The organism is Sphingomonas sp. M1-B02 (assembly GCF_026167525.1).
GTDB lineage: Bacteria > Pseudomonadota > Alphaproteobacteria > Sphingomonadales > Sphingomonadaceae > Sphingomonas.
The window spans coordinates 3,529,708-3,554,421 of sequence record NZ_CP110679.1; the positions used below are offsets into that span (position 1 = coordinate 3,529,708).

Below are 24,714 nucleotides of genomic sequence, written 5' to 3' on the forward strand. Positions count from 1 at the left end.
ATGAGGTCGAGACGGAGCGGATTTTCGCGCCAGGCTAGGATCGAGGAGGGAGCCATGGGTTTCCATGGTGAGCGACGAGAGACGACGCCTGGCGCGAAAAGCCGCCCGCCGCTTCGCGGTTGCCCATGAAAGCCCGCCGAGCTGCGTCGCTTGCTTGCGCGTAGCTCTGCTACGCGACTGCGCTGCGCTTCTTGTCGGCGGGCTTTCATGGGCAATCTCGATCCTCATTCTACTGGAGTTTAAACCCTCATCCGTACCTTCCGGTGATATAGTCCTTGGTCTGCGTCTCACGGGGCGTGGTGAAGATCTGGTCGGTATCGCCATACTCCACCAGATGGCCCAGGTGAAAGAAGGCGGTGCGCTGCGATACGCGCGCGGCCTGCTGCATGTTGTGCGTGACGATCACGATCGCATAGCGGCCGCGCAATTCGTGGATCAGTTCCTCGATCTTGGCGGTGGCGATGGGATCGAGCGCGGAAGCCGGCTCGTCCATCAGGATGACTTCGGGATCGACCGCGATGGCCCGCGCGATGCACAGCCGCTGCTGCTGCCCGCCCGAAAGCGCGGTGCCGCTGTCCTGCAGCCGGTCCTTCACTTCTTCCCAGAGCCCGGCGCGCTTGAGCGAGCGCTCGACGATCGCCTCAAGGTCGCTCTTCGATCCGGCAAGTCCGTGGATGCGCGGCCCATAAGCGACATTCTCGAAGATCGACTTGGGGAAGGGGTTGGGCTTCTGGAACACCATGCCGACCCGGGCGCGCAATTGGACCACGTCCATCGACGGCGCATAGATATTCTGCCCGTCCAGCGTGATGTCGCCCTCGACGCGGGCGCTGGCGATCGTGTCGTTCATCCGGTTGAGCGTACGCAGGAAGGTCGACTTGCCGCAGCCGGAGGGGCCGATGAACGCAGTCACCTTGTCCATGTCGACGTCGATCGAGACATTCTTCACTGCCTGCTTGTCGCCATAAAAGACGCTGACGTCGCGGGCCGACATTTTATGGATCGTTTCGGTCATCACCAGCGGGTCTCGAATTTGTTGCGGAGGTAGATGGCGATCCCGTTCATTGCGAGCAGGAACACCAATAGCACGATGATCGCCGCGCTGGTCTTCTCGACGAAGCCGCGGCTCACTTGATCCGACCACAGGAAGATCTGCACCGGCAGCACGGTCGCGGGATCGAAGAGCCCGCCCGGCGGGGTGACGATGAAGGCGCGCATCCCGATCAGCAGCAGCGGCGCGGTCTCGCCCAGCGCACGCGCCATGCCGATGATCGTGCCTGTCAGGATGCCGGGCAGCGCGATCGGCAATACGTGGTGGAACACTACCTGGATGCGGCTCGCGCCGATGCCGAGCGCGGCATCGCGGATCGACGGCGGCACCGATTTGATCGCGTTGCGCCCGGCGATGACGATCACCGGCATCACCATCAGCGCCAGCGTCATGCCGCCGACCAGCGGCGCCGAGCGCGGCAGATGCATGAAGTTCAGGAACATCGCGAGGCCGAGCAGGCCGAAGATGATCGAGGGCACCGCGGCCAGATTGTTGATCGAAACCTCGATCAGGTCGGTCCAGCGGTTCTTGGGGGCATATTCCTCGAGATAGATGGCCGAGCAGACGCCGACCGGGAAGGCGATCAGCAGCGTCACGAACATCGTCAGCAGCGAACCCTTGAGCGCGCCCCAGATGCCCACGCCGGTGGGATCGGTCGCGTCCGATCCGGTCAGGAACTCGGCGTTGAAGCCCTGCACCAGCACGCCCTGATCACGCAGCTTCGCCGCCACGCGGGCAATTTCCGGATCGTTGCCGTCGCCCTTGGCCGCCAGCGCGATCGGGGAGGAGGCCGCAACGTGGATCGTCGCCCGTCCAGCCAGCAGGGCGGGATCGTCCTTCAGCGCGTCGCGCACCTGCACCCAGGCGTTTTCGGAGATATAGTCGGTGCCTTCGGGGCCATAAGCGGCCACCGCGGCGTTCTCGACTGCGTCCTGCAGTCCCGCGCTGGCCAGCGCCAAGTCGGCACCCTCGGCGCGCAACTGGTCGGGCGTTACCTCCAGCGCGGCCGCCTTGAAGTCGATCGGCAGCGCCAGCTCGGCGCGCTGGAAGCCGCCAATGCCCTGCCACAGCATCGTGATCAGCAGGAAGGCGAGGAAGCCCGCCGAGCCGACCACCGCCGCCAGCCCCCACATCCGGAAGCGCCGCTCCCTGCGGTAGCGCGATCGGATGCGCTTCTGCATCGAATCGGTGGTCCAGCCGGTCGGGGCGGCTGCGGCAGGCTCCTCCGCACTGGTCGGCAGCTGCGGGACGAGGGTCTCACTCATAAGCTTCGCGATACTTCTTCACGACGCGCAGGGCGACGATGTTGAGGAGCAGGGTGATCATGAACAAGGTCAGCCCCAAGGCGAACGCCGCGAGCGTCTTGGGGCTGTCGAACGCGGTCTCGCCGGTCAGCAGGTCGACGATCTGCTTGGTGACGGTGGTCGCGCCTTCGAACGGGTTGAGCGTGATGTTGGCGGCGCCCGATGCGGCCATCACCACGATCATCGTCTCGCCGATCGCCCGGCTCACCGCGAGCAGCACGCCCGCGACCACGCCGGGCAAAGCGGCGGGGATCAGTACGCGCGAGATCGTCTCGCTGGTCGTCGCGCCCATCGCCAGCGATCCGTCGCGCATCGCGGTGGGGACGGCAGCGATCGAATCGTCGGCCATCGACGAGACGAACGGGATGATCATGATCCCCATCACGATCCCGGCCGAAAGCGCGCTCTCCGAAGAGGCGAAGGTGAAGCCGAGCGACACCGCGAAGTCGCGGATCAGCGGCCCCACCGTCAGCGCGGCGAAATAGCCATAGACCACGGTCGGCACGCCCGCGAGCATCTCGAGCGTCGGCTTCATCCAGGCGCGGAAGGTGCGCGGCGCATATTGGGTGAGGTAGATCGCGCTCATCAGCCCGAACGGGATCGCGATGATCATGGCGATCACCGCGCCGATGAAGAAGGTGCCCCAGAAAAGCGGCAGCGCGCCCAGATTGGCCCCCGGATCGTCGGCGCGGATCACCTGCGGGCTCCAGTTGAGCCCGAACAGGAAATCGGTGATCGGCACGATCCGGAAGAAGCGGACGCTCTCGAAGATCAGCGACAGGAAGATGCCGAGCGTGGTGAGGATCGCGATCAGCGACGCGATCAGCAGCAGCAGCATCAGCGCGCGTTCGAACTTGGTCCGCGCCCGGAAATCGGGCTTCACCCGCGTGAACGCCCAGGCGCCGAACGCGAAGGCCAGGATCAGGGCGATCAGCGCGCCGATCCAGCTGTAGCGCGAGATCGCCGCGGCATAAGTCGGCGCAAGTTGCTCGGAAAGCGGGTAGAAAGCGCCATAGCTGCGCCCCTCGGCAATACTGCGCGCCTCGTTCAAAATCGTCTCGCGCTCGAAGCCGAAGCCGGGAAGCTGCGCCGCGGCGGGGGTCTGGAGCGCCGCTTCGGTCACCAGCCCGGGGCTGATGTTCCACCAGATGGCGACAAACAGTAAAGCGGGCACCACCGCCCAGGTGGCGACATACCAACCATGTTGCCCCGGCAGGCTGTGCAGGCTGCGCGCGGGCAGGGCATGCGCCATTCGCGACGCGCGCGCCCGCGCGCTCAGCCACGCGACCAGGCCGAGCCCGAAGATCAGGAAGAGGAGCGCGTAGAGATTCACTGGCCGCCGCCGCGTGCTTGGTCGGCGCGAAGGAAGGAAAGGATCACTTCAGATCGCTCCCCTGCATCACCCGGCCCTGCTCGATCGTCGCGGTCGCCTTGGCCCGATCCGCGTCGGACGAGGCGATCATGCCGCGCTTGGTAAGCGGGCCATCCGAATTCCACATCTTGCTATATTGCGTCAGGAATTCGGTTATTCCCGGCACCGCCTTCAGATGCTGCTTCTTCACATAGACGAACAGCGGCCGCGCTCCCGGATATTGGCCCGAAGAGATGGTGGCATAGGTCGGCTCGACGTCATTGAAGGGCACGCCGCGCAGGCGCCCGCCATTTTCCTCGAGATAGGAATAGCCGAACACCCCGATCGCATTGGGATTCGCGGCCAGCTTCTGGACGATCAGATTGTCGTTCTCGCCCGAATCGACATAGGCGCCGTCCTCGCGGATGCGGGTGCACAGGTCGGCGGCGCGATCCTTGTCGGTCTTCTCGAATTGCTTGACCTCGGGATAGGCCGCTTCGCAGCCCGGATGCATGATCAGCTCATGCAGCGAATCGCGCGTGCCGCTGGTCGCGGGCGGCCCCATCACGGTGATCGGCACCGCGGGCAGCGCCGGATTGATCTCCGACCACAATTTGGCGGTGTTGGGCTTGCCCATCGGGTTGGCCGCCAGCGCGCGATAGGCCTCGGCCAGCGTCAGCCTGATCTTGGGACCATTGACCGATTCGGCGAAGGCGATGCCGTCCATGCCCACCTGCACCTCCAGGATATCGGTGACGCCGTTGCGCTGGCACAGCTCGAATTCGCTGGGCGTCATCCGGCGCGAGGCGTTGGTCATGTCCGGATGCTGCGGGCCGACGCCCGCGCAAAACAGGCGCATGCCGCCACCGGTGCCGGTCGATTCGATCACCGGCGCCTTGAAGCTCGATCCGTTGACGAACTGCTCGGCTACTGCGGTTGTGAAGGGATAGACGGTGGAGGATCCGACGATCTTGATCTGGTCCCGCGACGCCTGACCGCCCCCTCCGCCGCAGGCGGACAGAGCGAGCGCGGAAAGCGCGATCATCGGGGTGCAACGCATGGAGTAATCCCTCGGCCGGTCGGCGACTCGCAGGGGCCGGCCGGCCCCTTCGCGCCAGCCTCTGTTTCAGTTGCATTACGTCATGATGACAGCGTGCCCGTGGGAAGCAGAATCGTTACGCTGGTGCCCACCCCGACCGTGCTCGCGATATCGAGCCGTCCGCGATGCCGTTCGATGATATGCTTGACGATGGCCAGGCCCAGCCCGGTGCCGCCCGCCTGGCGGCTGCGCCCCGAATCGACTCGATAGAAGCGCTCGGTGAGCCGCGGCAGATGCTGCGCCGGAATGCCCTCGCCCTCGTCGGTGACCGTCAGCCGCACCATCGCTTCGCCTTCGGGCGCGAGCGAGATCGTGACCGGGGTCGCGTCGCGGCCATATTTCATCGCATTGCCGATCACATTGTGGAGCAATTGGCTGAGCTGGCTGGCGTCGCCGCGCACGGGCTGGACGTCGGCGATCCGGCGCACCAGGTCGGCGGAGCGCGGGCTGCTCGAAAGCTCGGCGGTCACCTGCTCGATCAGCGTGCCCAGCTCGACCTTGTCGCTCGGCGCGCGATATTTCTCGGCCTCGATCCGGCTGAGCGAAATCAGATCGTCCACCAATCGCTGCATCCGCCGCGCCTCGCCGAACATGATCTTCAGGAAACGCTCGCGCGTCGCGGGATCGTCGCCGGCTTCCTCGCGCAGCGTCTCGATATAGCCGAGCAGCGAGGCGAGCGGCGTGCGCAGCTCGTGGCTGGCATTGGCCACGAAATCGACTCGCATCCGCTCCGCGGCATAGCTGCCGGTGCGATCGAAAAGATGAACGATCCGCCGCCCGTCGGGCAGCGCCTGCACGCGCATCTCCCAGCGCTGATCGCGATTGCCCAGGCCGACCAGGTGGATCGGTGCACCGGGAACACCGTCATCGGGGTTCGACAAGCGCTCGGCGGCGGCCGGGTGGCGGATCGCCACGCGGACGTCCTCACCCAGGATATGCTCGCCCAGCAATTGCCGCGCCCCGCGGTTCGCGGCCTCGACCCGGTTCTGCCCGATTACCAGCAGCGGCTCGGCAACCGCATCGATCACCTCTTCGATGCCGATATCGCTGCCGGTCGCGGCGGTCGGGGCGGGGGAGGGGGCCGCATCGCCGCCGCCGCCCGCGATCATCGCAGCGATCCCGGCACCGACCAGCACGACCAGGCTCGCCTCGATGTCGCTGGTGATCAGGTAGCAGGTCAGCGCCGCCAGCGCCGCCACGATCAGTGCCAAAAAGGAACGCAAGCCGAAGAATGAAGACATGTGCATCCATCTACCAGCGATTTACGATTGCGAAAGGCGCGCGGGCGCAGGATGAGGCATTATGGGTGACGAGACCAAAATTCCGGCGGCAACGCGCCGTGCCTTGATGCTGGGCGCGGCAAGCGCCTCGGCGATCGTTTCGATCCGCCCGGCACTCGCACAGACCAGTGCGTCCGTCCTGAGCTGCGAGATTCCCGTCCCCGATCCGGCACGCGCCGGCAATTATATCGCGGCGGACGGCTCGCTGGTGCCCGCCGGCACCAAGGGCGCCTATCCGCCCCCCGGAATCTCCTACAAGGCCGAGGATGTGAAGAGGGCGCTGGCGGGCGGCACCTTGCCGGGCACCGATTATGAGCGCAGCCGGGCCTACACCAATTATATCCGCCGCCTGCAATCGGGCACCAGCGGCTTCACCTGCTTCGCCTCGCTGCAGATGCCGCGCTGATCCAATCCGTCGTTCGCCACGCGGGGAGGGGCAGGCCATGATCCGATACCATGCCGCCCCCGCCGCAACGCTGCGCATCGTCCCGCTCGATGCGCTGACGCTGATCTTCCACCGCGCATCCGGCATCACGCATGTCGTCGATTCGCCGGTCCCCGAAATCCTCGAAGCGCTGGGCGATGAAGCGCTGACCAGCGAGAGCCTGCTCCAGCGGCTCGCGGATCGCTTCGATCTGGTAGACGCCGATCCCTTGTCGCTCGCGGTGCGGCTCGACGAACTCGTCGCCGCCGGACTGGTGGAACGCCGATGCGCCACGTAACCGGCCTCCGCATCGGCCCGATCGGCTTCCGCATCGGCTGCGACTGGCGCGCGCCGATCGCCGCGCTCGACGATCTCTACGCGGAGTATCCCAAGCCCCAGGACGACATCCCCGATTTCAACGTCCACCTCTTCGCCGCGCGCCCGTGGCGGCTGCTGCTGCGCCCTTCGGTGCATATCGGCGGCGATTTCGTGATCCCCGATGCCGCCCCGCTGCCGCTGGCGCAGGGGCTGCTCGCAGCCGAAATGGGGATGAACCTCCAGATGGCGCTCGGCCAGCGCCGCTATCTGCTGCTCCACGCCTCGGCAGTCGAGCGCGACGGCAAGGCGCTGCTGATGACCGGCGCCTCGGGCGCGGGCAAATCGACGCTGGCAGCGCTGCTGATGGCGCAGGGCTGGCGGCTGATGGGCGACGAGTTCGCGCTGCTCGATCCCGCCACCGGCCTGATCCACGGCTTCCCCCGCCTGATCAGCCTGAAGAACGAAGCGGTTGGCGTGCTCGAACAGGCGCTCCCCAAGGCGCGCTTCGGCCCCCGGCTGGAGGGCACGCCCAAGGGACTCATCCGCCATCTGGTACCCGACGCCCGCGCGATCGCCGCAATGGACGCCCCCGCGCGGCCGGCGCTGATCCTGTTTCCCAATTTCGGCTTCGAAAGCGCCGAGCGCGAGGTCATGCCGAGCGAAACCTTCGTCCGCCTGACCCAGGCCTCGACCAACTATGTCACGCTCGCCGAGCCCGGCTTCGAGGGGCTGACGACGCTCGTCCGCACCGTTCCGGCCCGCGCGCTCGACTATCCCGACACCAAGACCGCGCTCGCGCAGGTCGAGCGGCTGTGGGGTAACCTATGACCCAAATCCGTCACCCCCGCGAAGGCGGGGGCCCATCTCCCGGACATGACAGCGGCACCACAGCCGTTGTACGACCGGGCGATTGCAGGAGATGGGCCCCCGCTTTCGCGGGGGTGACGAGGAGGAGCGGCGCATCATGAACGCCGAGATCCTCGTCCAGGCCCTCCGCGACCCCGCCTCGACCGAATCGCTGGACGGCGAAGGCTGGACGGCCCTCCTCGCCATCGCCCGCGCCGAGCAGCTCATCGGCACGCTCGCCCACCGCGTCGCAGGACTGCCCAAACCCGCCGCCGCCGCGCGCATCCTCGAAGACGCGCGCACCGCCGCCGAACAAGGCCGCGCCGCCGCGCTCTGGGAAGCCGAGATGGCCCGCCGCGCGCTTGCGGACAGCGGCATGCCCGTGGTCCTGCTCAAGGGCACCGCCTACGTCGCCGCCGGCCTCTCCGCCGGGGTAGGGCGCGCGATCGGCGATCTCGATATCCTCGTCCCCCGCCCGCGGATCGAGGAAGCCGAAGCGCTGCTACTCGCCGCCGGCTGGGAATGGGTGAAGCCCGACCCCTATGACGACGCATATTATCGCCGCTGGATGCACGAACTCCCCCCGCTGATCCACCGCGACCGCGATCGGATGATCGACGTCCACCATACGATCCTGCCGCTCACTGCACGGATTACGCCCTATCCAGCCCAAATGATGGAGCAGAGTGTCGAGCTAGAGAACGGCCTTCGTATCCTGTGCCCTCAACATATGATCGTACACGCCGCGGCGCACCTGCTCGCGGATGGAGACCTCGCCGGAGGCATGCGCAATCTCTGGGACATCGACCAGCTCTGCCGCGAATTCGCTGATCAGGACGAGCATTTTTACCTCAGCGTTGCTGAGGAGGGTTGGTACCACGGCCTGCAATCGGCCGTCATGCAGGCGCTGCGCCTGTCGCATCAACTCTACGGTACGCCGCTCCAAGAATATTCCAGCCCAATCCGCGTCGATTTCACCCCGCAGCGGTCGGACCCGCTCTACCGCCGTCGCCTGCTCGCCCGCGACGGCTGGGGCCGGCAGAGCCACAAGCTCACCCGCTTCGCCTTCTTCGTGCGCAGCCACTGGATCCGCATGCCCCCGGCGATGCTCGCGCGCCACCTGTGGACCAAATGGCGCAAGGGCCACACGCCCTGACGCGCGCCGCTATGGAATTGGCAAGACTATCATGGCAGGGCGATCCGCGGAGGGGCCAATGACATCGCCAATAGCCGCCGTCATCCTTGCCGCGGGCAAGGGCACGCGGATGAAGTCCGATCTGCACAAGGTGCTGCACCCGATCGCGGGGCGGCCGATGCTGCTGCATCTGATCGACAGCGTCGCCGCGCTCGATCCCGCGCGCACGATCGTCGTGGTCGGGGCTGGCCGCGAACAGGTCGAGAAGGCAGTCCACCCCCACGGCGCCGAGACCGTCGAACAGGTCGAGCAACTCGGCACCGGCCACGCCGTCCGCCAGGCCGAAGCGCCGCTCGCGGGCTGCGAAGGCGACGTCCTGATCCTCTATGGCGACGTTCCTCTGGTCTCCACCGCGACGATGCGCCGCATGCTCGAACGCCTCCACGGCCCCGATGCGCCCGCCGCAGTCGTCCTCGGCTTCCGTCCCGCCGATCCCGCCGCTTATGGCCGAGTCATCGCCGATGGGCAGGGCCACATCATCAAGATGGTCGAGTTCAAGGACGCGACGCCCGACGAACGCGCCGAGACGCTGTGCAATTCCGGCCTGATGGCGGTCCGCGCCGCCGATCTGTTCGCGTTGCTCGCCAAAGTCACCAACGACAATGCCGCGGGCGAATATTATCTGCCCGACATCGTCATGCTCGCCGCCGCCGAGGGCCACCCCTCCGCGGTGATCGAGACGCTGGCCTATGAAGTCACCGGGGTGAACAGCCGCGGTGAGCTCGCCGCGCTCGAAGCCGAATGGCAGCAGGCGCGCCGCATCCGCGCGATGGCCGACGGCGCCACGCTGGTCGCGCCCGAGACGGTTTTCTTTTCGCACGACACCAGGGTCGGCCGCGACGTGGTGATCGAGCCCAACGTGGTCTTCGGCCCCGGCGTCGAGATCGCCGACCGCGTCGATATCCACGCCTTCAGCCACCTCGAAGGGGCCATCGTGATGAGCGGCGCCTCGGTCGGCCCCTATGCCCGCCTGCGCCCCGGATCGGTCCTGGAGCAAGGCTCGAAGGTCGGCAATTTCGTCGAGATGAAGAAGGCAGTGCTCGGCCCCGGCGCCAAGGCCAGCCACCTGACCTATCTCGGCGACGCGAAGGTGGGGGCGGGGGCCAATATCGGCGCGGGGACGATCACCTGCAATTATGACGGCTTCCTGAAATATGGCACCGAGATCGGCCACGGCGCCTTCATCGGCTCGAACAGCGCGCTCGTCGCGCCGGTCAGGATCGGCGACGGCGCGATCGTCGCCGCGGGATCGGTGGTGACGAAGGACGTCGAGGCGAACGCGCTCGGCATCGCCCGCGCCAAGCAGGACGTAAAACCCGGCTGGGCGCGCCGCTTCCGCGAGATCATGTCTGCCAAGAAGGCGGACAAGGCTGGAAAATGATATCGCGGGGTGATATCTAATTGCCATGCGCACGCTGGTCGACATCCCCGAGGACGACATTCGCTGGCTCGATGGCGAGGCCGAGGCACTGGGGAAGTCGCGTGCGGCCATGGTGCGGGAAGCAGTCGCCGCCTATCGCGTCGAGCATAACAAGGATTGGATCGCGCGGGGGGCGGGCTATTGGAAGGATCGCGACGATATCGGCGATGCCGTCGAATATCAGCGTGACATGCGTCGCGACCGCGACGATCCGTGAGTGATCCATTTTTCGATACCAACATCCTGGTCGACTGGCTGCTTGATCTCCCACCTGCGATCGCCGAACTGCGAAGCTATCCGCGTCACCGGATCAGCCGTATCGTATGGACCGAATTGCTCGCTGGCGAACCACCGTCGTCGCGTGATCTTGTGAGGGATTTGCTCGTTGCTTTCGATCTGGTCGAGGTGGATCAGCGGATCGCGCTTGCCGCCGCCGAGATTCGATTTCAGCGGCGCATCAAATTGATGGATGCACTCATCCTCGCGACGGCGCAGGTCAACGGCGCAATGCTGGTCACACGAAATACTAGGGACTTTCCGGCATCCATGCCGGGTATACGCGTGCCTTACACGCTTTAAAGGGCTTATCGATCATGTGCGGAATTGTTGGCATTCTCGGCACCACCGACGTCGCCGAGCGGCTGTTCCAGGGGCTCAAGCGGCTCGAATATCGCGGCTATGATTCCGCCGGCATCGCCACGCTCCATCATGGCGAGATCGATCGTCGCCGCGCCGAGGGCAAGCTGGTCAATCTCGGCAATCGCCTCGCCGAAAGCCCGCTTCCCGGCGCGATCGGCATCGCCCACACGCGCTGGGCGACCCACGGCGCGCCGACCGAGGACAATGCCCACCCGCACATCGTCGGCGACGTGTCGATCGTCCACAATGGCATCATCGAGAATTTCAAGCCGCTCCGCGACGCGCTGATCGCCGAGGGCCGCCACTTCCTGAGCCAGACCGATACCGAAGTCGTCGCCCACCTCGTCAGTCGCGAGCTCGAGGGCGGCAAGTCCCCGCGCGACGCCGTCGCAGCGGTCCTCCCCCAGCTCCACGGCGCCTTCGCCATGGCCTTCCTGTTTCGCAACGAGCCCGACATGCTGATCGGCGCCCGTCTCGGCGCGCCGCTCACCGTAGGCTATGGCGAGGGCGAGAATTATCTCGGATCCGACGCGCATGCCCTGGCGTCGCTCACCCAGCGCATCGCCTATCTCGACGAGGGCGACTGGGCCGTGGTCACCCGCGAGAGCATCGAAGTGTTCGATCGCGACAACAATCCCGTCACCCGCCCCATCGTCGAATCCGGCGCGACCGCCGAGGCGATCGACAAGGGCAATTACCCGCATTTCATGCTCAAGGAGATTTACGAGCAGCCCGTCGTCGTCGCGCAGACACTGCGCTCCTACATCCGCCCGGTCGAACAGATGGTCGCCTTGCCCGACATGAGCTTCGACCTGAGCAGCGTCGAGCGCGTCACGATCGTCGCCTGCGGGACGGCCTCCTATGTCGGGATGATCGGCAAATATTGGATCGAGCGCTGGGCGCGCCTGCCGGTCGAAGTCGATGTCGCTAGCGAATTCCGCTACCGCGACCCGGTCCTCCTCCCCAACACGCTCGGCGTCGTCGTCAGCCAGTCAGGCGAGACCGCCGACACGCTCGCCGCGCTCAAGCATATGAAGGCCGCGGGGCTCACCACCGCGGGTATCATCAACGTGCCGACCAGCTCGATGGCGCGCGAAGTCGATCTCTTGCTCTCCACCCATGCCGGCCCCGAGATCGGCGTCGCCTCGACCAAGGCCTTCACCTGCCAGCTGTCGGTGATGGCGGCACTTGCGGTCAATCTCGCCCGCGCCAAGGGCAAGCTCAGCCCCGAGGAAGAGCGCGACATCGTCGGCCACCTGATCGAGGCCCCCGCCGCGATCAACGCGGCGCTCGCGCATGACGACGAGATCCAGGCGATGGCGCACACCATCGCCGCGGCCCGCGACGTCCTCTATCTCGGTCGCGGCCCCGATTATCCGCTGGCATTGGAGGGCGCGCTCAAGCTCAAGGAAATCAGCTACATCCACGCCGAAGGCTATGCCTCGGGCGAGATGAAGCACGGTCCCATCGCATTGATCGATGATCAGGTCCCGCTGATCGTCCTGGCCCCCTCGGGCCCCTTGTTCGACAAGACCGTGTCCAACATGCAGGAGGCCAAGGCCCGCGGCGCCCGCGTCGTGCTGATCTCCGACGCCGAGGGCCTGGCGCTCGCCGGCGACGATGCGGTGGCGACGATCGAGATGCCCAGCGTCCATCCGCTGATCGCGCCCTTGGTCTATGCAGTCCCGGTGCAGTTGCTGGCTTATCATGTCGCAGTCGCCAAGGGGACCGACGTCGATCAACCGCGCAATCTGGCGAAGTCGGTCACCGTCGAATAGTCGCGGCTCGACACTCCGCCAAATCGCGATAAGTTGGCGGCGGGGGGACGAGTCGTGCAGCTATTGTCGGTTCAGAAATTCGCCGGTGCGGCAAATCAGGAGTTCGAGATCAGCGTAGGCGAAGCGGCGATGACCGTGACGCTGATCGAGGTAAAGCCGCTTCAGCGACATGCATTTCCGGGCATGCTGCGCGAACCCTTCTCTTTGCTGTTCAAGAGCGCCTCGCCGGTGATCTTGCCGCAGAAGATGTATCGCATGCAGAACCCGACGGTCGGAAGCCTCAGCATGTTCCTGGTACCCGTAGCGCAGGATGGCGGGGCGATCGTCTATGAGGCCGTGTTCAACTGACCTGCGGCCGCCAGGCCATCGGCTGATGCGTTTCGCCGCCGTCGCCGTCGTCACGAAAACCCAGCCGCGCGTAGAGGGCGTGCGCGCGCGGATTGTTCGACGCCACCTGCAGCCGTACCGATCCGGCTTCGGCCGCCGCGGCGCTTTGCTGGATCCATTTCAGCATCAGGTGCCCCAGCCCCTGGCCGCGTGATTCCGCCGCAAAGCCGATATCGATGATCTGCCAGTCGCGAGTCGATCGATCGAGATAGAGGCGGCCGATGGCGCGGGACGGGCCTAGCGGCAACGCCTGCACCGTCACCCAGAAATTGGCCCGCGCATGGTGCCGCGTGAAATGCAGATGCTGCAGGCGAAACTGGTCGTCGGTGAAAGCACGCTTCTGTGCCTCGGACCAGGGCGTCAGCGCGAGTTCGATCGCGCGGAAATCGGCAAAGAGATCGCGCAGGAAGGGCAGGTCGCCCGTCGCTGCCGGGCGCAGCGCGATCCCCCTGGCACGCAGCGAATCGGAAAGCGCCGGCGGCGTGGCGGCCGCCGGCGGGAAGCCCGCTGCCATCTCAACTCAGGAAAATGAGGGGAATTGCCCCACCATCGCGATGGAGAAGTTGAGCCCGAGATAGGGTTGGAGGTTGCTATGCGGCTGGCCGCCCCCGGTGGGCAGCACCATCGAGGGACTCATCGGCGCCCCGGTTGCCGGCGTCGCGTAGATCGCCGTGGTGGTGAATGCGCCCAGGCACGAATTGGACGCCGGTATCGCAGTCGGGTTCGGCGAACCGGTGCAGGATTGCATGCCGTGATTGTGCATCGGCATCGTGTCGCTGGTGATCGTGACGAAGGCGCTCCCGAACCTGTCGCCAATCTGTCGGGGCGAGGTATTGGGTCCCGTGCCGCTGCCGCAGGCCTGCAGGCTTGCCAGATTGGGGAGCTGGAACGTCGTCGTGCCGTTCCCGCCGAAGACGGTGCCGATCAGCGAAAATAGCGATGTATACTGGCGAAGCGGTAAGGTCTGCCCTGCGGCAAACGCCCAGCCGCGGGGCGCGAAAGGGAAACCGTATTGCTTGATCTCGCCGAGAAAGGGGTCGCTCATCAAAATGCTCCCATGCTGTTGCGGGACAGGCCCGCGCGCCCGCGCCGATTGGCCTTATGACTGCGCGGGATAGATCCCGGCCCAGGCGATGCAGTAATTGAGTGCGAGCGTCGGTCCGACATTGTCGTGCGGCTGATTGCCCCCGGAGAAACCGACCGTGCTTGCGGGCAGGGGATAGGGCGTGCTGCCGTCGCCCCCGACACCGTAGAAGGTCTCCGTCGTCTGCACCGCCGTCACATTGCCTTGCGGTGACGCAGAGGTGCCCTGCACGGTGGAGGCGACAAGCTGGTGATCGTGCGAAGGCATTTGCAGCGACGTCAGCGTCACTTGCTCGGTGCCCGCCAGCTGGCCCAGCGAATAGCTCGAAAGACCCCGTCCCGTTCCCTGGTGGATCGGGATCCGCCCGCGCATGTCCGGCACTGCGAAGGTGTTCTGCCCGTCGCCGCCATATACCGTGCCGATCAACTGATACAGCACTTCATAGTTCGCGATCGACAGCAGCGATCCGTCGCAGGCCTGCCAGCCCTCCGGCGCGCCGCGGGGATAGGGAAACAGGCGGATCTCACCGACATAGGGTTGGCTCATGTCACTCACTCCCCCGAAAAGCTGGCTTGTTCGCCCCGGACGTCTTCACGCGGTCAGTTGCGCGACGGAAAGACGCCATAGAGGCAGATGTTGAAGTTGATCGTCTCATAAGGCTGCAGGTTCGGGTGCGGCTGATTGCCTCCCGCCTGCCCCAGCGGCCCACCGCTCATCGGCACGAGCGACGCGGCAGCCCCGTAGAAAAGCGACGTGTCGGGCACGGTCGTCCCGAAGGTCAGGCCCGAGCCGCGCGGTGCCGGGCGCCCGCCCGGCGCCGTGGTTACCGTCACGCTATGGTTGTGCAGAGGAAGCTCGGTCGTGAGCAGTTGCACTTGCTCCTGCCCTGCGATCTGGCCGAGCTGCGTCGTCGGCGGCTGCCAGGCCGCGTCCTGCGACTGGACCGCGCCAAAGGGGGTGCGGCTGCGCAGATCGGGCAAACCGAAGGTCGTTCTGCCGTCGCCACCATATACGGTGCCTAGAAGGGAAAACAGCGCCTGGTTCTGGGCGATGGCCATCAATTGACCGTTGCATTGGGCAAAGTTTTTCTGCCCAAAACCAAATCCGGTCATCATGATCTGACCCACATAGCTCTGGCTCACGATCTTCCCCCCAAAGTCGCCGACATTGCAAAGGCGCAGCAATACGCCTTTGCTATCCGACAGATGCAAAGCATGTCTCACAAAAAATAAGCTGGCAAAACGCAACGCGAGCGTGGAGTCTCGATACAGATTAGTAAGCTGGTTAATCTGCAAGTCAACCGCATATGAAATCAATCCGGTATGGACGTTATTATCCATTCTGGCGGTAAGATATTGTCGAGATCGTGGAGTCGACTAGACCCTGCAACTGATATATTAAAGACAAATGGGGATTCCCGCGCGGGGCGGCGCAGGGAATGTCGTCCTGAAGGACGGCCAGGGGGAAAATCGCGTGCAGGCAAGCGCAGATAAGAGGACTCCGATCGCGAATCGCAAGTCGATTCGAGCGCATCTGTCTGCAGCGCTGCTTCTGCTGTTGATGATGTGCAATGCGAACGCCGCCTGGGCTCAGACAGCGGTGGCGGGATGTACTTCGCCCCTTACGAAAGATGACATTCCCACTCTGTCGGTGGTCGCCGGGTCGAGCGACGTCGTCATCGTCGATACGCAGACCAATCTGTCGGTGCTCAACAGCAAATGCCCGCCGAACAGCCCGAGTCTGGAGAATGATTCGATCACCTTCGAGATACCGCCTGTCTACGCAACGACGGTCGCGGACAATATTTATGTGACCTTCCCCAATGGCTCTAAGGTCAAGTTGACGAGCAACGGGATCTATCGCCGGATCGTCTACACGCCCGGTCCGGGCGTAATCGGGACCGATATCGTTTCTCCCCGATCCGGGGCCTCGGGCACGCGGGCGAATGCCGCCGCTTTCTCCGGCGAGACCGTCCAGTTCGAGCAACAATGGACCAGTGGGGGCGTCTTCAAATACTTTGATATTCACGTCACCGTCATCGCGCCCAGCGCTCCGACCGCGGCGCTTGGCACGCCGAACCCGTCCACAATCTATGCGGGGGGCACCAGCACCGTCACGGTGACGCTGACCAATCCGAACAGCACTGCGGGGCTTTCGGGCGTGGGCAACTCGATCACCCTGCCGACCGGCGTTGCCGTCGCCGCGTCGCCCGGTGCGAGCAATACTTGTGGCGGCACCGTCACGGCGGCCCCCGGCGCCACCGGCGCGGGGGCGGTGACGCTCTCGGGCGGCTCGCTGGCAGCCGGCGGTACGTGCACGATGACGTTCAACATCACGTCGTCGACGGTTGCGACGCATTCGATTTCGTCGGGAACGCCCTCGGCGACTGGTGCCAACGCCGGCTCGCCGGGCACCAGTGCCAATCTGACGGTGCAGACCCCGCCCAGCCCGCCGACGATCGCTGCTGCCTGGGATCAGGCGACCGTCGCGGTCGGCGGCGCGGGCACGCTGTCCGTCACCCTGACCAATCCGAATAGCGGAGTCGCGCTCACCGGCGTCGGCTTCAACATTGGCACCTTGCCGATCGGGCTGACCGGCGGCGCGGTCGGCGGAACCTGCGCGGGCGGCAGCTACAATGGCGGCACCCGCGCGCTGAGTTCCTCCGGACATTCGCTCGCCGCCAGCGGGACCTGCACGGTGACCCTGGCAGTCACCGGCGCCACGGCGGGCAGCTATAGCTTCACCACCGGCACCGCGGTCGCCACGGGCCCCGTGGCCCTCACCGGCGCGACCGCGACGACCGGGACGCTGAACGTCGTCGGCGCGCCGACGATCAGCGCCGCATTCAGCCCGACCTCGGTCGCGATCAACGCCGATTCGACGCTGACGCTGACGCTCACCAACCCCAATGCGGTGGCGCTCAGCGGAGTCGCGGTCGCGCCGACGACGCTGCCGGCCGGGCTGACGGGATCGACCCCCGCCACGAACTGCGGCGGCGCGGCATCCTTCGGCGGTGGCGGCCTGGGCCTGACGGGTGGCGGCATCGCTGCAGGTGGCAGCTGCACGCTGACCCTGACCGTCGCATCCGCCACGCCGGCCACCTATAATTTCACCAGCGGAGCCCCCTCGGCGACCGGACCCGCGGCCGTCACGGGCATCGCGGCATCGACTCCGACAGGGCTCTCGGTGGTCCAGGCGGCGCCGACCATCTCGGGAATCACGCCGGTGGTCGGGACCACACTGGGCGGCACGTCGGTGACGATCAGCGGCACCGGCTTCAGCAACATCAGCGGGGTCACCTTCGGGGGGACCGCCGCCACCGGCGTCACGCCGAACGGTACCACCCAGATCACTGCCGTGTCGCCAGCGCACGCCGCCGGCACCTTCGATGTGGTCGTGACGACGGCCGGGGGCCCCAGTGCCAACAGCGCGGCCGACGATTTCCGCTACGTCGCACCGCCGGCCGCGCCGGTTGTGACCTCCCCGACGAACGCCGCTCGCGTCGGCAGCGCCTCGTCTGTCTATGCCGGGTCCGCGGATCCCGGCATGACGATCACCGTCCTGGTCGACGGCAGTTCGATTGGCACGACCACGGCCACCGGCGGCGCCTGGACGTTTGCCCAGCCGGTTGCGCTGGCCGAGGGATCGCATACGGTGCGCGCACGGGCGACCAATGGCGACGGTATCGTAAGCGCCGATTCGACCACGATCTCCTTCATCGTCGACACCGTGGCGCCGCCCGCGCCGGTGATCACCGCTCCCGTCACCGGCACCCGGACCAACGACAACACGCTGAACTTCACCGGCACGGCGGAGGCCGATTCGACGGTGCGCGTCTATATCGACGGAGCCTTCAGCGGCACGGCCTCGCTGACGGGGACGAACTGGACCTACGCCGCCCCGCTTCTTGCCGACGCGACCTACAGCTTCTGGGCGACCGCAACCGATTTGACGGGCAATCTCGGCCCGCAATCGACGGCGGGGTCGATCACGATCGATACGGTCCTGCCCGCCGTGCCGGTGATCGCCACGCCGACCGAGGGACAGACCACGTCGCCCACCCCGAACATCAGCGGCACCGCAGAAGCAAATGCCAGCGTCACGCTGACGATCGACGCCACGCCCGTCGTCGTGCCCGCCGATTCCGGCGGCAATTGGAGCCACACCCCCGCGGCGCTGCCGCTTGGCGCGCACAGCGTGACCGCCTTCGCGCGCGACGCCGCGAACAATCTCGGCCCTACGACCGCCACGCGCAACTTCACAGTGGCCGCGATTCCCAGCGTCACCGGACTTGCGCCCGCCAGCGGTCCCGTCGCCGGGACGAATGCGGTGACGCTGACCGGCACCGGCTTCACCGGCGCGACCGCAGTCAGCTTCGGTGCGTCTCCCGCATCCTACACGGTCAACAGCGATCTTAGCATCACTGCCACCGCGCCGCCCGGCAGCGGGACGGTGAATGTGCGCGTGACGAACCCCGCCGGTACCAGCAGTACGGCCGTTGCCAATCAATATAGCTATGTCGCGGCGCCTGCGCTGACCGGGTTCGCCGCCGCCGCCGTCGCTTATGGTTCGACAGGCAATCCCATCGACGCCGCCGCGGGCTCGGGCGCGACCAACGTGCCCACGGCATGGGGAGTCGCGAAGACGGCAGGCGGGCCCTTCGCCGCCGCCTCGCAAAGCACGGCAGGGGGCGTCAACAATGTCCAGATCAACCCGGCGGGCCAGGTCATCTACGATGCGCCCGCGGGTTTCCGCGGCAGCGACAGCTTCTACATCCGCGCCACCAATGTCGGCGGCGATTCGAATGTGGTCGCGGTCACCGTCCTGGTCAACAATCCCACCCTGGCGACCACGCTCGCCGGGACCGGCACCCGCGACGTCGTGCTTGCCGGCGTGCAGCTCAACAGCAGCGGCGGCGCCGGCAGCTATAGTTGCAACCCGGTGCTGGCGAGCGGCGCGCTGCCCGCCGGCACGGCGCTCCAGCCCGATTGCACGATCACCGGCACGCCGACCGCGAGCGGGACGTTCAACTTCACCGCCAGCGTCACCGATCAATCGACCGGAACCGGTCCCTTCACCCAAGCCAGCGGACCGCTGGCGCTAGTCATCGCCGCCCCGACGCTCGGCATTTCGCCTGTCGCCGGTGCGCTGCCCGCGGCAACCGCAGGCACGGCCTATTCGCAGGCGATAACCGCCACCGGGGGAACCGCGCCCTACACGCTCTCGGTCACCGCAGGAGCCTTGCCCGCCGGCCTGAGCATCGCCGGCGGCACGCTGTCGGGCGCCCCGACGGCGAGCGGCAATTTCAGCTTCACGATCACTGCGACCGATTCCTCGACGGCGGGCAGCGGCGGCCCTTATACGGTATCCGCCGCCTACACCCTCGCCGTCGCGGCGCCCACGCTGACGCTGACACCCGCCGCGGGGGCGCTGCCGGGCGCCACCGCCGGCGTCGCTTATGCGCAGTCGGTCTCTGCGAGCGGCGGGATCACGCCATACGGCTATGCTGTGACCGGCGGCGCGCTTCCCGCCGGGATCGCGCTCGACGGCGGCAGCGGCGCGCTGACCGGCACCGCCACCGCGACCGGCACTTTCAACTTCACGATCACCGCGACCGATGCGACCAGCGGCACCCCCGCCTCCGTCGCCCACGCCTATAGTCTGACCGTCGCCGCGCCCGTCCTCGCGATCACCACGGCGACTCCGCTGCCGGCCGGCAAGGTGAGCAGCGCCTATAGCCGCACCCTGGCGGGCTCGGGCGGCACCACGCCTTACGCCTTCTCGCTGGCCGCGGGGGCGTTGCCGCCGGGCATCGGCCTCAGCACCGGAGGCCTGTTGAGCGGTACGCCGACGACGGCGGGCGACTACGCCTTCACCGTGCGTCTGACCGACAGCAGCGGCGGCGGCCCGCATTTCGTCGACAAGGCATTCGCGCTCCACATCGATCCGCCGGTGACGATCAGCCCGGGCGTCGTTCCCGCGGCGGTGATCGGCGCCGCCTACAGCCAGACGCTCGTCGGGGTCGACGGCACCGCGCCTTATGCCTTCACGATCAGCGCGGGCGCGCTTCCCGCAGGGATCACGCTCTCGTCGGGCGGGATCCTCGCCGGCACCGCGACGCAGGGGGGTACCTTCAGCTTCACCGTGCAGGCCACAGATGCGGCCGCGATCGTGGTTACCCAGGCTTACAGCCTGACCGTCAACGCCCCCGGCATGACGATCGCGCCGACGGCGCTGAACGTTGCGCAGATCGGCGTCGCCTACAGCCAGGCGACCAGCGCGAGCGGCGGCACCGCCCCTTATGCCTATTCGATCACCGCGGGCGCGCTCCCGGCGGGTATCCTGCTCGACGCCACGAGCGGCGCGCTGACCGGAACCCCGACCGCGGGCGGGGCCTTCAACTTCACCGTCACCGCGATCGACAGCTCGACCGGCACCGGGCCCTATACCGTGGGCCGTGCCTATACGCTTACCGTCAACCCCCCGGCCATCGCGGTGGCGCCCGTATCGCTCGGCGGCGGGTCGGTCGGCTCGGCCTATGCGGCGGCAATTACGGCAAGCGGCGGCACCGGCGCTTACAGCTTTGCCCTCACGGCCGGCGCGCTTCCGCCCGGGATCACGATCGCGCCGGGCGGCGCGCTTTCGGGCACGCCGACGGCCGACGGAAGCTTCGCCTTCACCGTGACCGCAACCGACAGCTCGACCGGCACCGGCCCCTTCACCGGCAGCCGTTCCTACAGCATCACGATCGCGCCGCTTTCGATCAGCGTCTCACCGCCGGTCCTCGCCCCGGCCACGGCGGGCGTTGCCTACAGCCAGCAGCTCGGCGCGAGCGGCGGAGTCGGGGGCTACAGTTTCGCGCTCGCGGCCGGATCGCTCCCGGCGGGCCTCAGCCTGACCGGCGACACGATCAGCGGGACGCCGAGCGCGCCGGGCAGCTTCGCCTTCACGATCCGCGCGACGGACAGTTCCGTCGGCGGCAGCGCGCCTTATTCGGGCTTGCTAAGCTACACGCTGGTCGTATCGCCGGGCGCGATCGTCGTCGCGCCCGCCACGCTGGCTCCGGCCACCGTCGGGATGGCCTATGCACAGACCGTGACTGCGAGCGGCGGCACCGGTGGATTCAGCTTCACGCTGGCATCGGGCAGCCTGCCGCCGGGCCTGACGCTTGCCACCGGCGGCGCGCTTTCGGGCACGCCGATCGCGGGCGGCAGCTACGGTTTCACGATCGCGGCCAGGGACGGCTCGGGCGCGGTCGGTTCGCAGGCCTATACGCTCGTCGTCGCCGCGCCCGCGCTGGCGCTGTCCGCGCCGCCGCTGCCCGCCGGATCGGTCGGGCTGGCCTATAGCGGAAGCGTCGCCGCGTCGGGGGGCACCGCGCCCTATAGCTATGCGATCAGCGCCGGCGCGCTTCCCGCCGGCATGGCCCTGGCGACCGACGGCACGCTGAGCGGTACGCCGACCGCGGCGGGCAGCTTCGCGCTCACGATCACCGCCACCGACAATTCGGGCGGCAGCGGGCCCTATACGGTCAGCCGCGCCTATACGCTCGACATCGCCGGCGCCGCGGTTTCGGTCACGCCGCCGACGCTGCCCGCGGGCCAGGCCGAGACCGCTTACACCGCGACGCTCGGCGCCACCGGTGGCGTTGCCCCCTATCGCTTTGCGGTCAGCGCCGGGGCGCTTCCCGCCGGGCTCAGCCTGGCGGCGAACGGCACGCTCGCCGGTACGCCGGCCGCGCAGGGCAGCTACAGCTTCACCGTCACCGCCACCGATAGCGCGACCGGCAGTGGCCCGTTCAGCGGCAGCCAGGCCTATACGCTGACCATCGGCACGCCGCCGATCCCCGTCGCAGGTCCCGCCAACATCACCGTGGCGTTCGGATCGACCAGCAATCCCGTCGCGCTGCCGCTGTCGGGCGCCGCCGCCACTGCCGTGGCCATCGCGACGGCGCCGCAGCACGGGACCGCCACGGCCAGCGGAACCGCGATCGTCTACACCCCGGCACCCGGCTATTACGGCGCAGACAGCTTCACCTATACCGCGACCAACGCCGGCGGCACCTCGCCGCCCGCGACGATCGGCGTCACCGTGAGCCTGCCCCCGGCGCCGACGGCCGCCGATCGAAACGGCGTCGCAGTGGCCTATGCCAGCGCCGGGACCCCGATCGATCTGGCCCCGTCGGTCAGCGGCGTCAGCAGCGCGCTCACCATCGCGACCGCGCCGGCGCACGGCACTGCGGCCCTCGCGGGGAGCGTCGTCACCTATGTCCCGGCCCCCACTTATTTCGGGACGGACAGCTTCACCTTCACCGCGACCGGACCCGGCGGCACCTCCGCGCCTGCCACGGTTCGCCTCACCGTCGCGACACCAGCGGCGCCGGTGGCTGCCGATCGCAGCGGCATCGCCATCCCCTATGAGAGCGGCGGCACCGCGATCGATCTCGCCGCGTCGATCAGCGGCGTCCATACCGCCATCGCCGTGGCAAGCGCCCCGGTGCACGGCACGACCAGCGTCACGGGCAATGTCGTCACCTATGTGCCGGCGCTCGATTTTGCGGGCGCCGACAGCTTCACCTATGTCGCGACCGGCCCTGGCGGCACCTCCAACGTCGCCACCGTGACCGTCAGCGTCACCGCGCCGCCGCCGCCCAGTGTCAGTTCGGGCGGGGCCAACGTCCCCGCCGCGACGGGCGGCAAGGTCACCAGCATCGACGTCGATCTCTCTGCGCTGGCCGGCGGCGAATATACCTCGCTCCAGATCTCGAAGCCGCCCGCCAACGGCACCGTCACGCTTTCCAATGGCGGTTCGACCGGCGGGGCGGGGGCCAGGAGCCTGCGCACGCTCGCCGTGACGCCGATCGTCGCGACCTATCGCCCCAATCCCGGCTTCACCGGTAGCGACAGCTTCCAGTTCATCGCAGTCGGCCCCGGCGGCAGTTCAGCGCCCGCGACGATCTCGATCACCGTGCTGCCGGATCGCCCGGTGGCATTGCCGAAGAGCGCGTCGGTGGGCGACGGCCAGACCGTGTCGGTCGATCTCACCGCCGGGGCCAGCGGCGCGCCGTTCACGGCGGCGACGATCGTCAGCGTCGCCCCGGCCAATGCCGTGAAGACCGCGCTCGTCGAGAGCGGGGCGGGGGCGAGCCGCGCCTATCGGCTCGACGTCACCGCGCTCGCGCGCTTCGGCGGCACCGTCCTTGTCACCTATACGATCAGCAACCAGAGCGGCGCGTCGAACCCGGCCACCATCACGGTCACGGTCACCGCCCGGCCCGATCCAGCGGCCGATCCCAATGTCCGCGGCATCGTCGACGCCCAGGTCGAGACCGCGCGCCGCTTCGCGCGCAGCCAGGTCAGCAACTTCATGGCCCGCGCCGAGCAATTGCACGGATCCGGCGGCGGCAATGGCGGAGCGGAGATGGGCGTGCGGCTCGCCTCGCGCGACGGTCGCGGCGTGGTCCGCGCCAGCCCGGCGTTCGACGCATCGGCGCTCGAGATTACCGAGCGAATGCGCCTCTCGGGCGAGGATCCCGAACTCGGCCGATATGCCAATCGTCGCGGCCCCGAGCGGCTCCGCGCAGACGAGCTGGGCTCGTCGCTGCGCGGCGGCGCTCCGGCCATCGCCCGCAACCGCCGCAGCGCAGACGCGCCGCCGCCCGGATCGTCCGAGGACGACGACGGTACGGGCGGTCGCCGGATCGGCTCGATCGCGCTCTGGAGCAGCGGCGCGATCGACATCGGCACGCTCGATGCGACCACCGATCGCACCAAGATCACCGCCACCACATCGGGGCTCAGCGCCGGTGCCGACATCAAGCTGGCCGAAGGCGTCACCCTCGGGGTCGGCGGCGGCTATGGCAATGATGTCAGCCATATCGGCGGCGGCGCGGCGCGGGTGCGCGGCGAGAACAGCCTGGTCGCCGCCTATGCCAGCATCGTCCCCGCCGAGAGCCTGTTCCTCGACGGCATGATCGGCCGCAGCGATCTGAGCTTCCGCACCCGCCGCAGCGTGGCGGGCGTCAATGCCGTAGCCTCGGGCAATCGCGACGGATCCTTCACCCTTGGCGCGCTGGCCGCGGGGATCGAGCGCGAAAGCGGTCCGCTCAGCTGGTCGCTCTACGGCCGCGGCGAGCTCCTCGACGGCGAGCTGGGCGCCTATACCGAGAGCGGCGCGGGCCGCTTCGACTTGCGCTTCGACGAAAGGCGGCTGCGTTCGGTCACCGGCTCGCTCGGCGCGCGCTTCGAATATCGCCAGAAGTTCGCCTGGGGCTCGGCCGCACCGCGTATCCGCGCCGAATGGAACTATGAATTCGCCGATACCGGTGTCCAGCGGCTCGATTATGCCGATATCGCCGGACCGGCCTTCTACAGCGTCGACAGCAATGGCTGGAAGCGCGAGCAATATATGGTCAGCCTGGGCGCGCGCTTCCTGCTACCCGCGGCCTGGACGTTCGATATCGAGACCGCCCTGCGCGGCGCCTCGGGCGAGCGCGCCGGCACGCTGCGCCTGACCGTCTCGAGCGAATTCTGACGGCG

General features: G+C 67.4%; 19 protein-coding genes. 10 read left to right on the forward strand and 9 right to left on the reverse strand.

The genetic code is table 11. The annotated features are described in order from the left end of the window. Positions 1 to 247 precede the first annotated feature (247 nt). From pstB to OKW87_RS17160, 5 genes are all read right to left on the reverse strand, one after another. A complete protein-coding gene (gene pstB / locus OKW87_RS17140; protein ID WP_265541289.1) occupies positions 248 to 1,015 on the reverse strand; it encodes a phosphate ABC transporter ATP-binding protein PstB in 768 nt (255 codons plus the stop codon). Further along, positions 1,015 to 2,316, reverse strand: coding sequence for a phosphate ABC transporter permease PstA (gene pstA, locus OKW87_RS17145; RefSeq protein ID WP_265541290.1), 1,302 nt, complete (start codon positions 2,314 to 2,316; stop codon positions 1,015 to 1,017). Before pstA ends, pstB begins: the two co-directional genes overlap by 1 nt. Further along, positions 2,309 to 3,688 carry a phosphate ABC transporter permease subunit PstC gene (gene pstC / locus OKW87_RS17150; RefSeq protein WP_265541291.1) on the reverse strand — a complete coding sequence of 460 codons (1,380 nt, stop codon included), beginning with the start codon at positions 3,686 to 3,688 and terminating at the stop codon, positions 2,309 to 2,311. The genes pstA and pstC overlap by 8 nt, the downstream gene beginning before the upstream one ends. Before the next feature lie 43 nt (positions 3,689 to 3,731). After that, on the reverse strand, positions 3,732 to 4,751 hold the full coding sequence (locus OKW87_RS17155) for a substrate-binding domain-containing protein (protein WP_265541292.1): 1,020 nt from the start codon (positions 4,749 to 4,751) through the stop codon (positions 3,732 to 3,734). 95 nt (positions 4,752 to 4,846) lie between these two features. Beyond that, the gene (locus OKW87_RS17160) at positions 4,847 to 6,016 is read right to left on the reverse strand and encodes an ATP-binding protein (protein WP_443025062.1); all 1,170 of its coding nucleotides are present in this window, start codon (positions 6,014 to 6,016) and stop codon (positions 4,847 to 4,849) included. 91 nt (positions 6,017 to 6,107) lie between these two features. Here OKW87_RS17160 and OKW87_RS17165 point away from each other — a divergent pair, with 91 nt between their 5' ends. From OKW87_RS17165 to OKW87_RS17205, 9 genes are all read left to right on the forward strand, one after another. Then, positions 6,108 to 6,491, forward strand: coding sequence for a hypothetical protein (locus tag OKW87_RS17165; protein ID WP_265541294.1), 384 nt, complete (start codon positions 6,108 to 6,110; stop codon positions 6,489 to 6,491). A gap of 37 nt (positions 6,492 to 6,528) precedes the next feature. Next, positions 6,529 to 6,807 carry an HPr-rel-A system PqqD family peptide chaperone gene (locus tag OKW87_RS17170; protein ID WP_265541295.1) on the forward strand — a complete coding sequence of 93 codons (279 nt, stop codon included), beginning with the start codon at positions 6,529 to 6,531 and terminating at the stop codon, positions 6,805 to 6,807. Next, a complete protein-coding gene (locus tag OKW87_RS17175; RefSeq protein ID WP_265541296.1) occupies positions 6,795 to 7,655 on the forward strand; it encodes an HprK-related kinase A in 861 nt (286 codons plus the stop codon). Before OKW87_RS17170 ends, OKW87_RS17175 begins: the two co-directional genes overlap by 13 nt. A gap of 136 nt (positions 7,656 to 7,791) precedes the next feature. Next, complete coding sequence (locus OKW87_RS17180) at positions 7,792 to 8,829, forward strand: nucleotidyltransferase domain-containing protein (protein WP_265541297.1); 1,038 nt, start codon at positions 7,792 to 7,794, stop codon at positions 8,827 to 8,829. Positions 8,830 to 8,887: 58 nt separating this feature from the next. Continuing rightward, the gene (glmU, locus tag OKW87_RS17185) at positions 8,888 to 10,249 is read left to right on the forward strand and encodes a bifunctional UDP-N-acetylglucosamine diphosphorylase/glucosamine-1-phosphate N-acetyltransferase GlmU (protein WP_265541298.1); all 1,362 of its coding nucleotides are present in this window, start codon (positions 8,888 to 8,890) and stop codon (positions 10,247 to 10,249) included. 25 nt (positions 10,250 to 10,274) lie between these two features. After that, the gene (locus OKW87_RS17190; RefSeq protein ID WP_265541299.1) at positions 10,275 to 10,505 is read left to right on the forward strand and encodes a ribbon-helix-helix protein, CopG family; all 231 of its coding nucleotides are present in this window, start codon (positions 10,275 to 10,277) and stop codon (positions 10,503 to 10,505) included. After that, entirely contained in the window at positions 10,502 to 10,867 is a 366-nt protein-coding gene (locus tag OKW87_RS17195; protein ID WP_265541300.1) for a type II toxin-antitoxin system VapC family toxin, read from the forward strand. Before OKW87_RS17190 ends, OKW87_RS17195 begins: the two co-directional genes overlap by 4 nt. Before the next feature lie 14 nt (positions 10,868 to 10,881). Further along, complete coding sequence (glmS, locus tag OKW87_RS17200; protein ID WP_265541301.1) at positions 10,882 to 12,705, forward strand: glutamine--fructose-6-phosphate transaminase (isomerizing); 1,824 nt, start codon at positions 10,882 to 10,884, stop codon at positions 12,703 to 12,705. A 54-nt stretch (positions 12,706 to 12,759) separates the two neighbouring features. Then, positions 12,760 to 13,053 (forward strand): DUF6916 family protein, encoded by a 294-nt coding sequence (locus OKW87_RS17205; RefSeq protein WP_265541302.1) that lies wholly within the window; start codon positions 12,760 to 12,762, stop codon positions 13,051 to 13,053. Here the strand turns inward: OKW87_RS17205 and OKW87_RS17210 are convergent. The 4 genes from OKW87_RS17210 to OKW87_RS17225 are packed head-to-tail and all read right to left on the reverse strand — an operon-like array spanning position 13,046 to position 15,516. Then, a complete protein-coding gene (locus OKW87_RS17210; RefSeq protein WP_265541303.1) occupies positions 13,046 to 13,606 on the reverse strand; it encodes a GNAT family N-acetyltransferase in 561 nt (186 codons plus the stop codon). The two genes, OKW87_RS17205 and OKW87_RS17210, sit on opposite strands and share 8 nt — an antisense overlap. Positions 13,607 to 13,612: 6 nt before the next feature. After that, a complete protein-coding gene (locus tag OKW87_RS17215) occupies positions 13,613 to 14,137 on the reverse strand; it encodes a phage tail protein (RefSeq protein WP_265541304.1) in 525 nt (174 codons plus the stop codon). Positions 14,138 to 14,191: 54 nt separating this feature from the next. Beyond that, entirely contained in the window at positions 14,192 to 14,722 is a 531-nt protein-coding gene (locus OKW87_RS17220) for a phage tail protein (protein ID WP_265541305.1), read from the reverse strand. 53 nt (positions 14,723 to 14,775) lie between these two features. Beyond that, positions 14,776 to 15,516, reverse strand: a complete 741-nt coding sequence (locus OKW87_RS17225; RefSeq protein WP_265541306.1) for a phage tail protein — start codon at positions 15,514 to 15,516, stop codon at positions 14,776 to 14,778. Between the two features lie 310 nt (positions 15,517 to 15,826). Here OKW87_RS17225 and OKW87_RS17230 point away from each other — a divergent pair, with 310 nt between their 5' ends. Beyond that, the gene (locus tag OKW87_RS17230) at positions 15,827 to 24,709 is read left to right on the forward strand and encodes a putative Ig domain-containing protein (protein WP_265541307.1); all 8,883 of its coding nucleotides are present in this window, start codon (positions 15,827 to 15,829) and stop codon (positions 24,707 to 24,709) included. Positions 24,710 to 24,714 lie beyond the last annotated feature (5 nt).

Bases quoted from the DNA above. Each gene is read 5' to 3' on its own strand.
- pstB (WP_265541289.1), bottom strand. From the start codon at position 1,015: ATGACCGAAACGATCCATAAAATGTCGGCCCGCGACGTCAGCGTCTTT.
- pstA (WP_265541290.1), bottom strand. From the start codon at position 2,316: ATGAGTGAGACCCTCGTCCCGCAGCTGCCGACCAGTGCGGAGGAGCCT.
- OKW87_RS17155 (WP_265541292.1), bottom strand. From the start codon at position 4,751: ATGATCGCGCTTTCCGCGCTCGCTCTGTCCGCCTGCGGCGGAGGGGGC.
- OKW87_RS17165 (WP_265541294.1), top strand. From the start codon at position 6,108: ATGGGTGACGAGACCAAAATTCCGGCGGCAACGCGCCGTGCCTTGATG.
- OKW87_RS17170 (WP_265541295.1), top strand. From the start codon at position 6,529: ATGATCCGATACCATGCCGCCCCCGCCGCAACGCTGCGCATCGTCCCG.
- OKW87_RS17175 (WP_265541296.1), top strand. From the start codon at position 6,795: ATGCGCCACGTAACCGGCCTCCGCATCGGCCCGATCGGCTTCCGCATC.
- OKW87_RS17180 (WP_265541297.1), top strand. From the start codon at position 7,792: ATGAACGCCGAGATCCTCGTCCAGGCCCTCCGCGACCCCGCCTCGACC.
- glmU (WP_265541298.1), top strand. From the start codon at position 8,888: ATGACATCGCCAATAGCCGCCGTCATCCTTGCCGCGGGCAAGGGCACG.
- OKW87_RS17190 (WP_265541299.1), top strand. From the start codon at position 10,275: ATGCGCACGCTGGTCGACATCCCCGAGGACGACATTCGCTGGCTCGAT.
- glmS (WP_265541301.1), top strand. From the start codon at position 10,882: ATGTGCGGAATTGTTGGCATTCTCGGCACCACCGACGTCGCCGAGCGG.
- OKW87_RS17210 (WP_265541303.1), bottom strand. From the start codon at position 13,606: ATGGCAGCGGGCTTCCCGCCGGCGGCCGCCACGCCGCCGGCGCTTTCC.
- OKW87_RS17215 (WP_265541304.1), bottom strand. From the start codon at position 14,137: ATGAGCGACCCCTTTCTCGGCGAGATCAAGCAATACGGTTTCCCTTTC.
- OKW87_RS17220 (WP_265541305.1), bottom strand. From the start codon at position 14,722: ATGAGCCAACCCTATGTCGGTGAGATCCGCCTGTTTCCCTATCCCCGC.
- OKW87_RS17225 (WP_265541306.1), bottom strand. From the start codon at position 15,516: ATGGATAATAACGTCCATACCGGATTGATTTCATATGCGGTTGACTTG.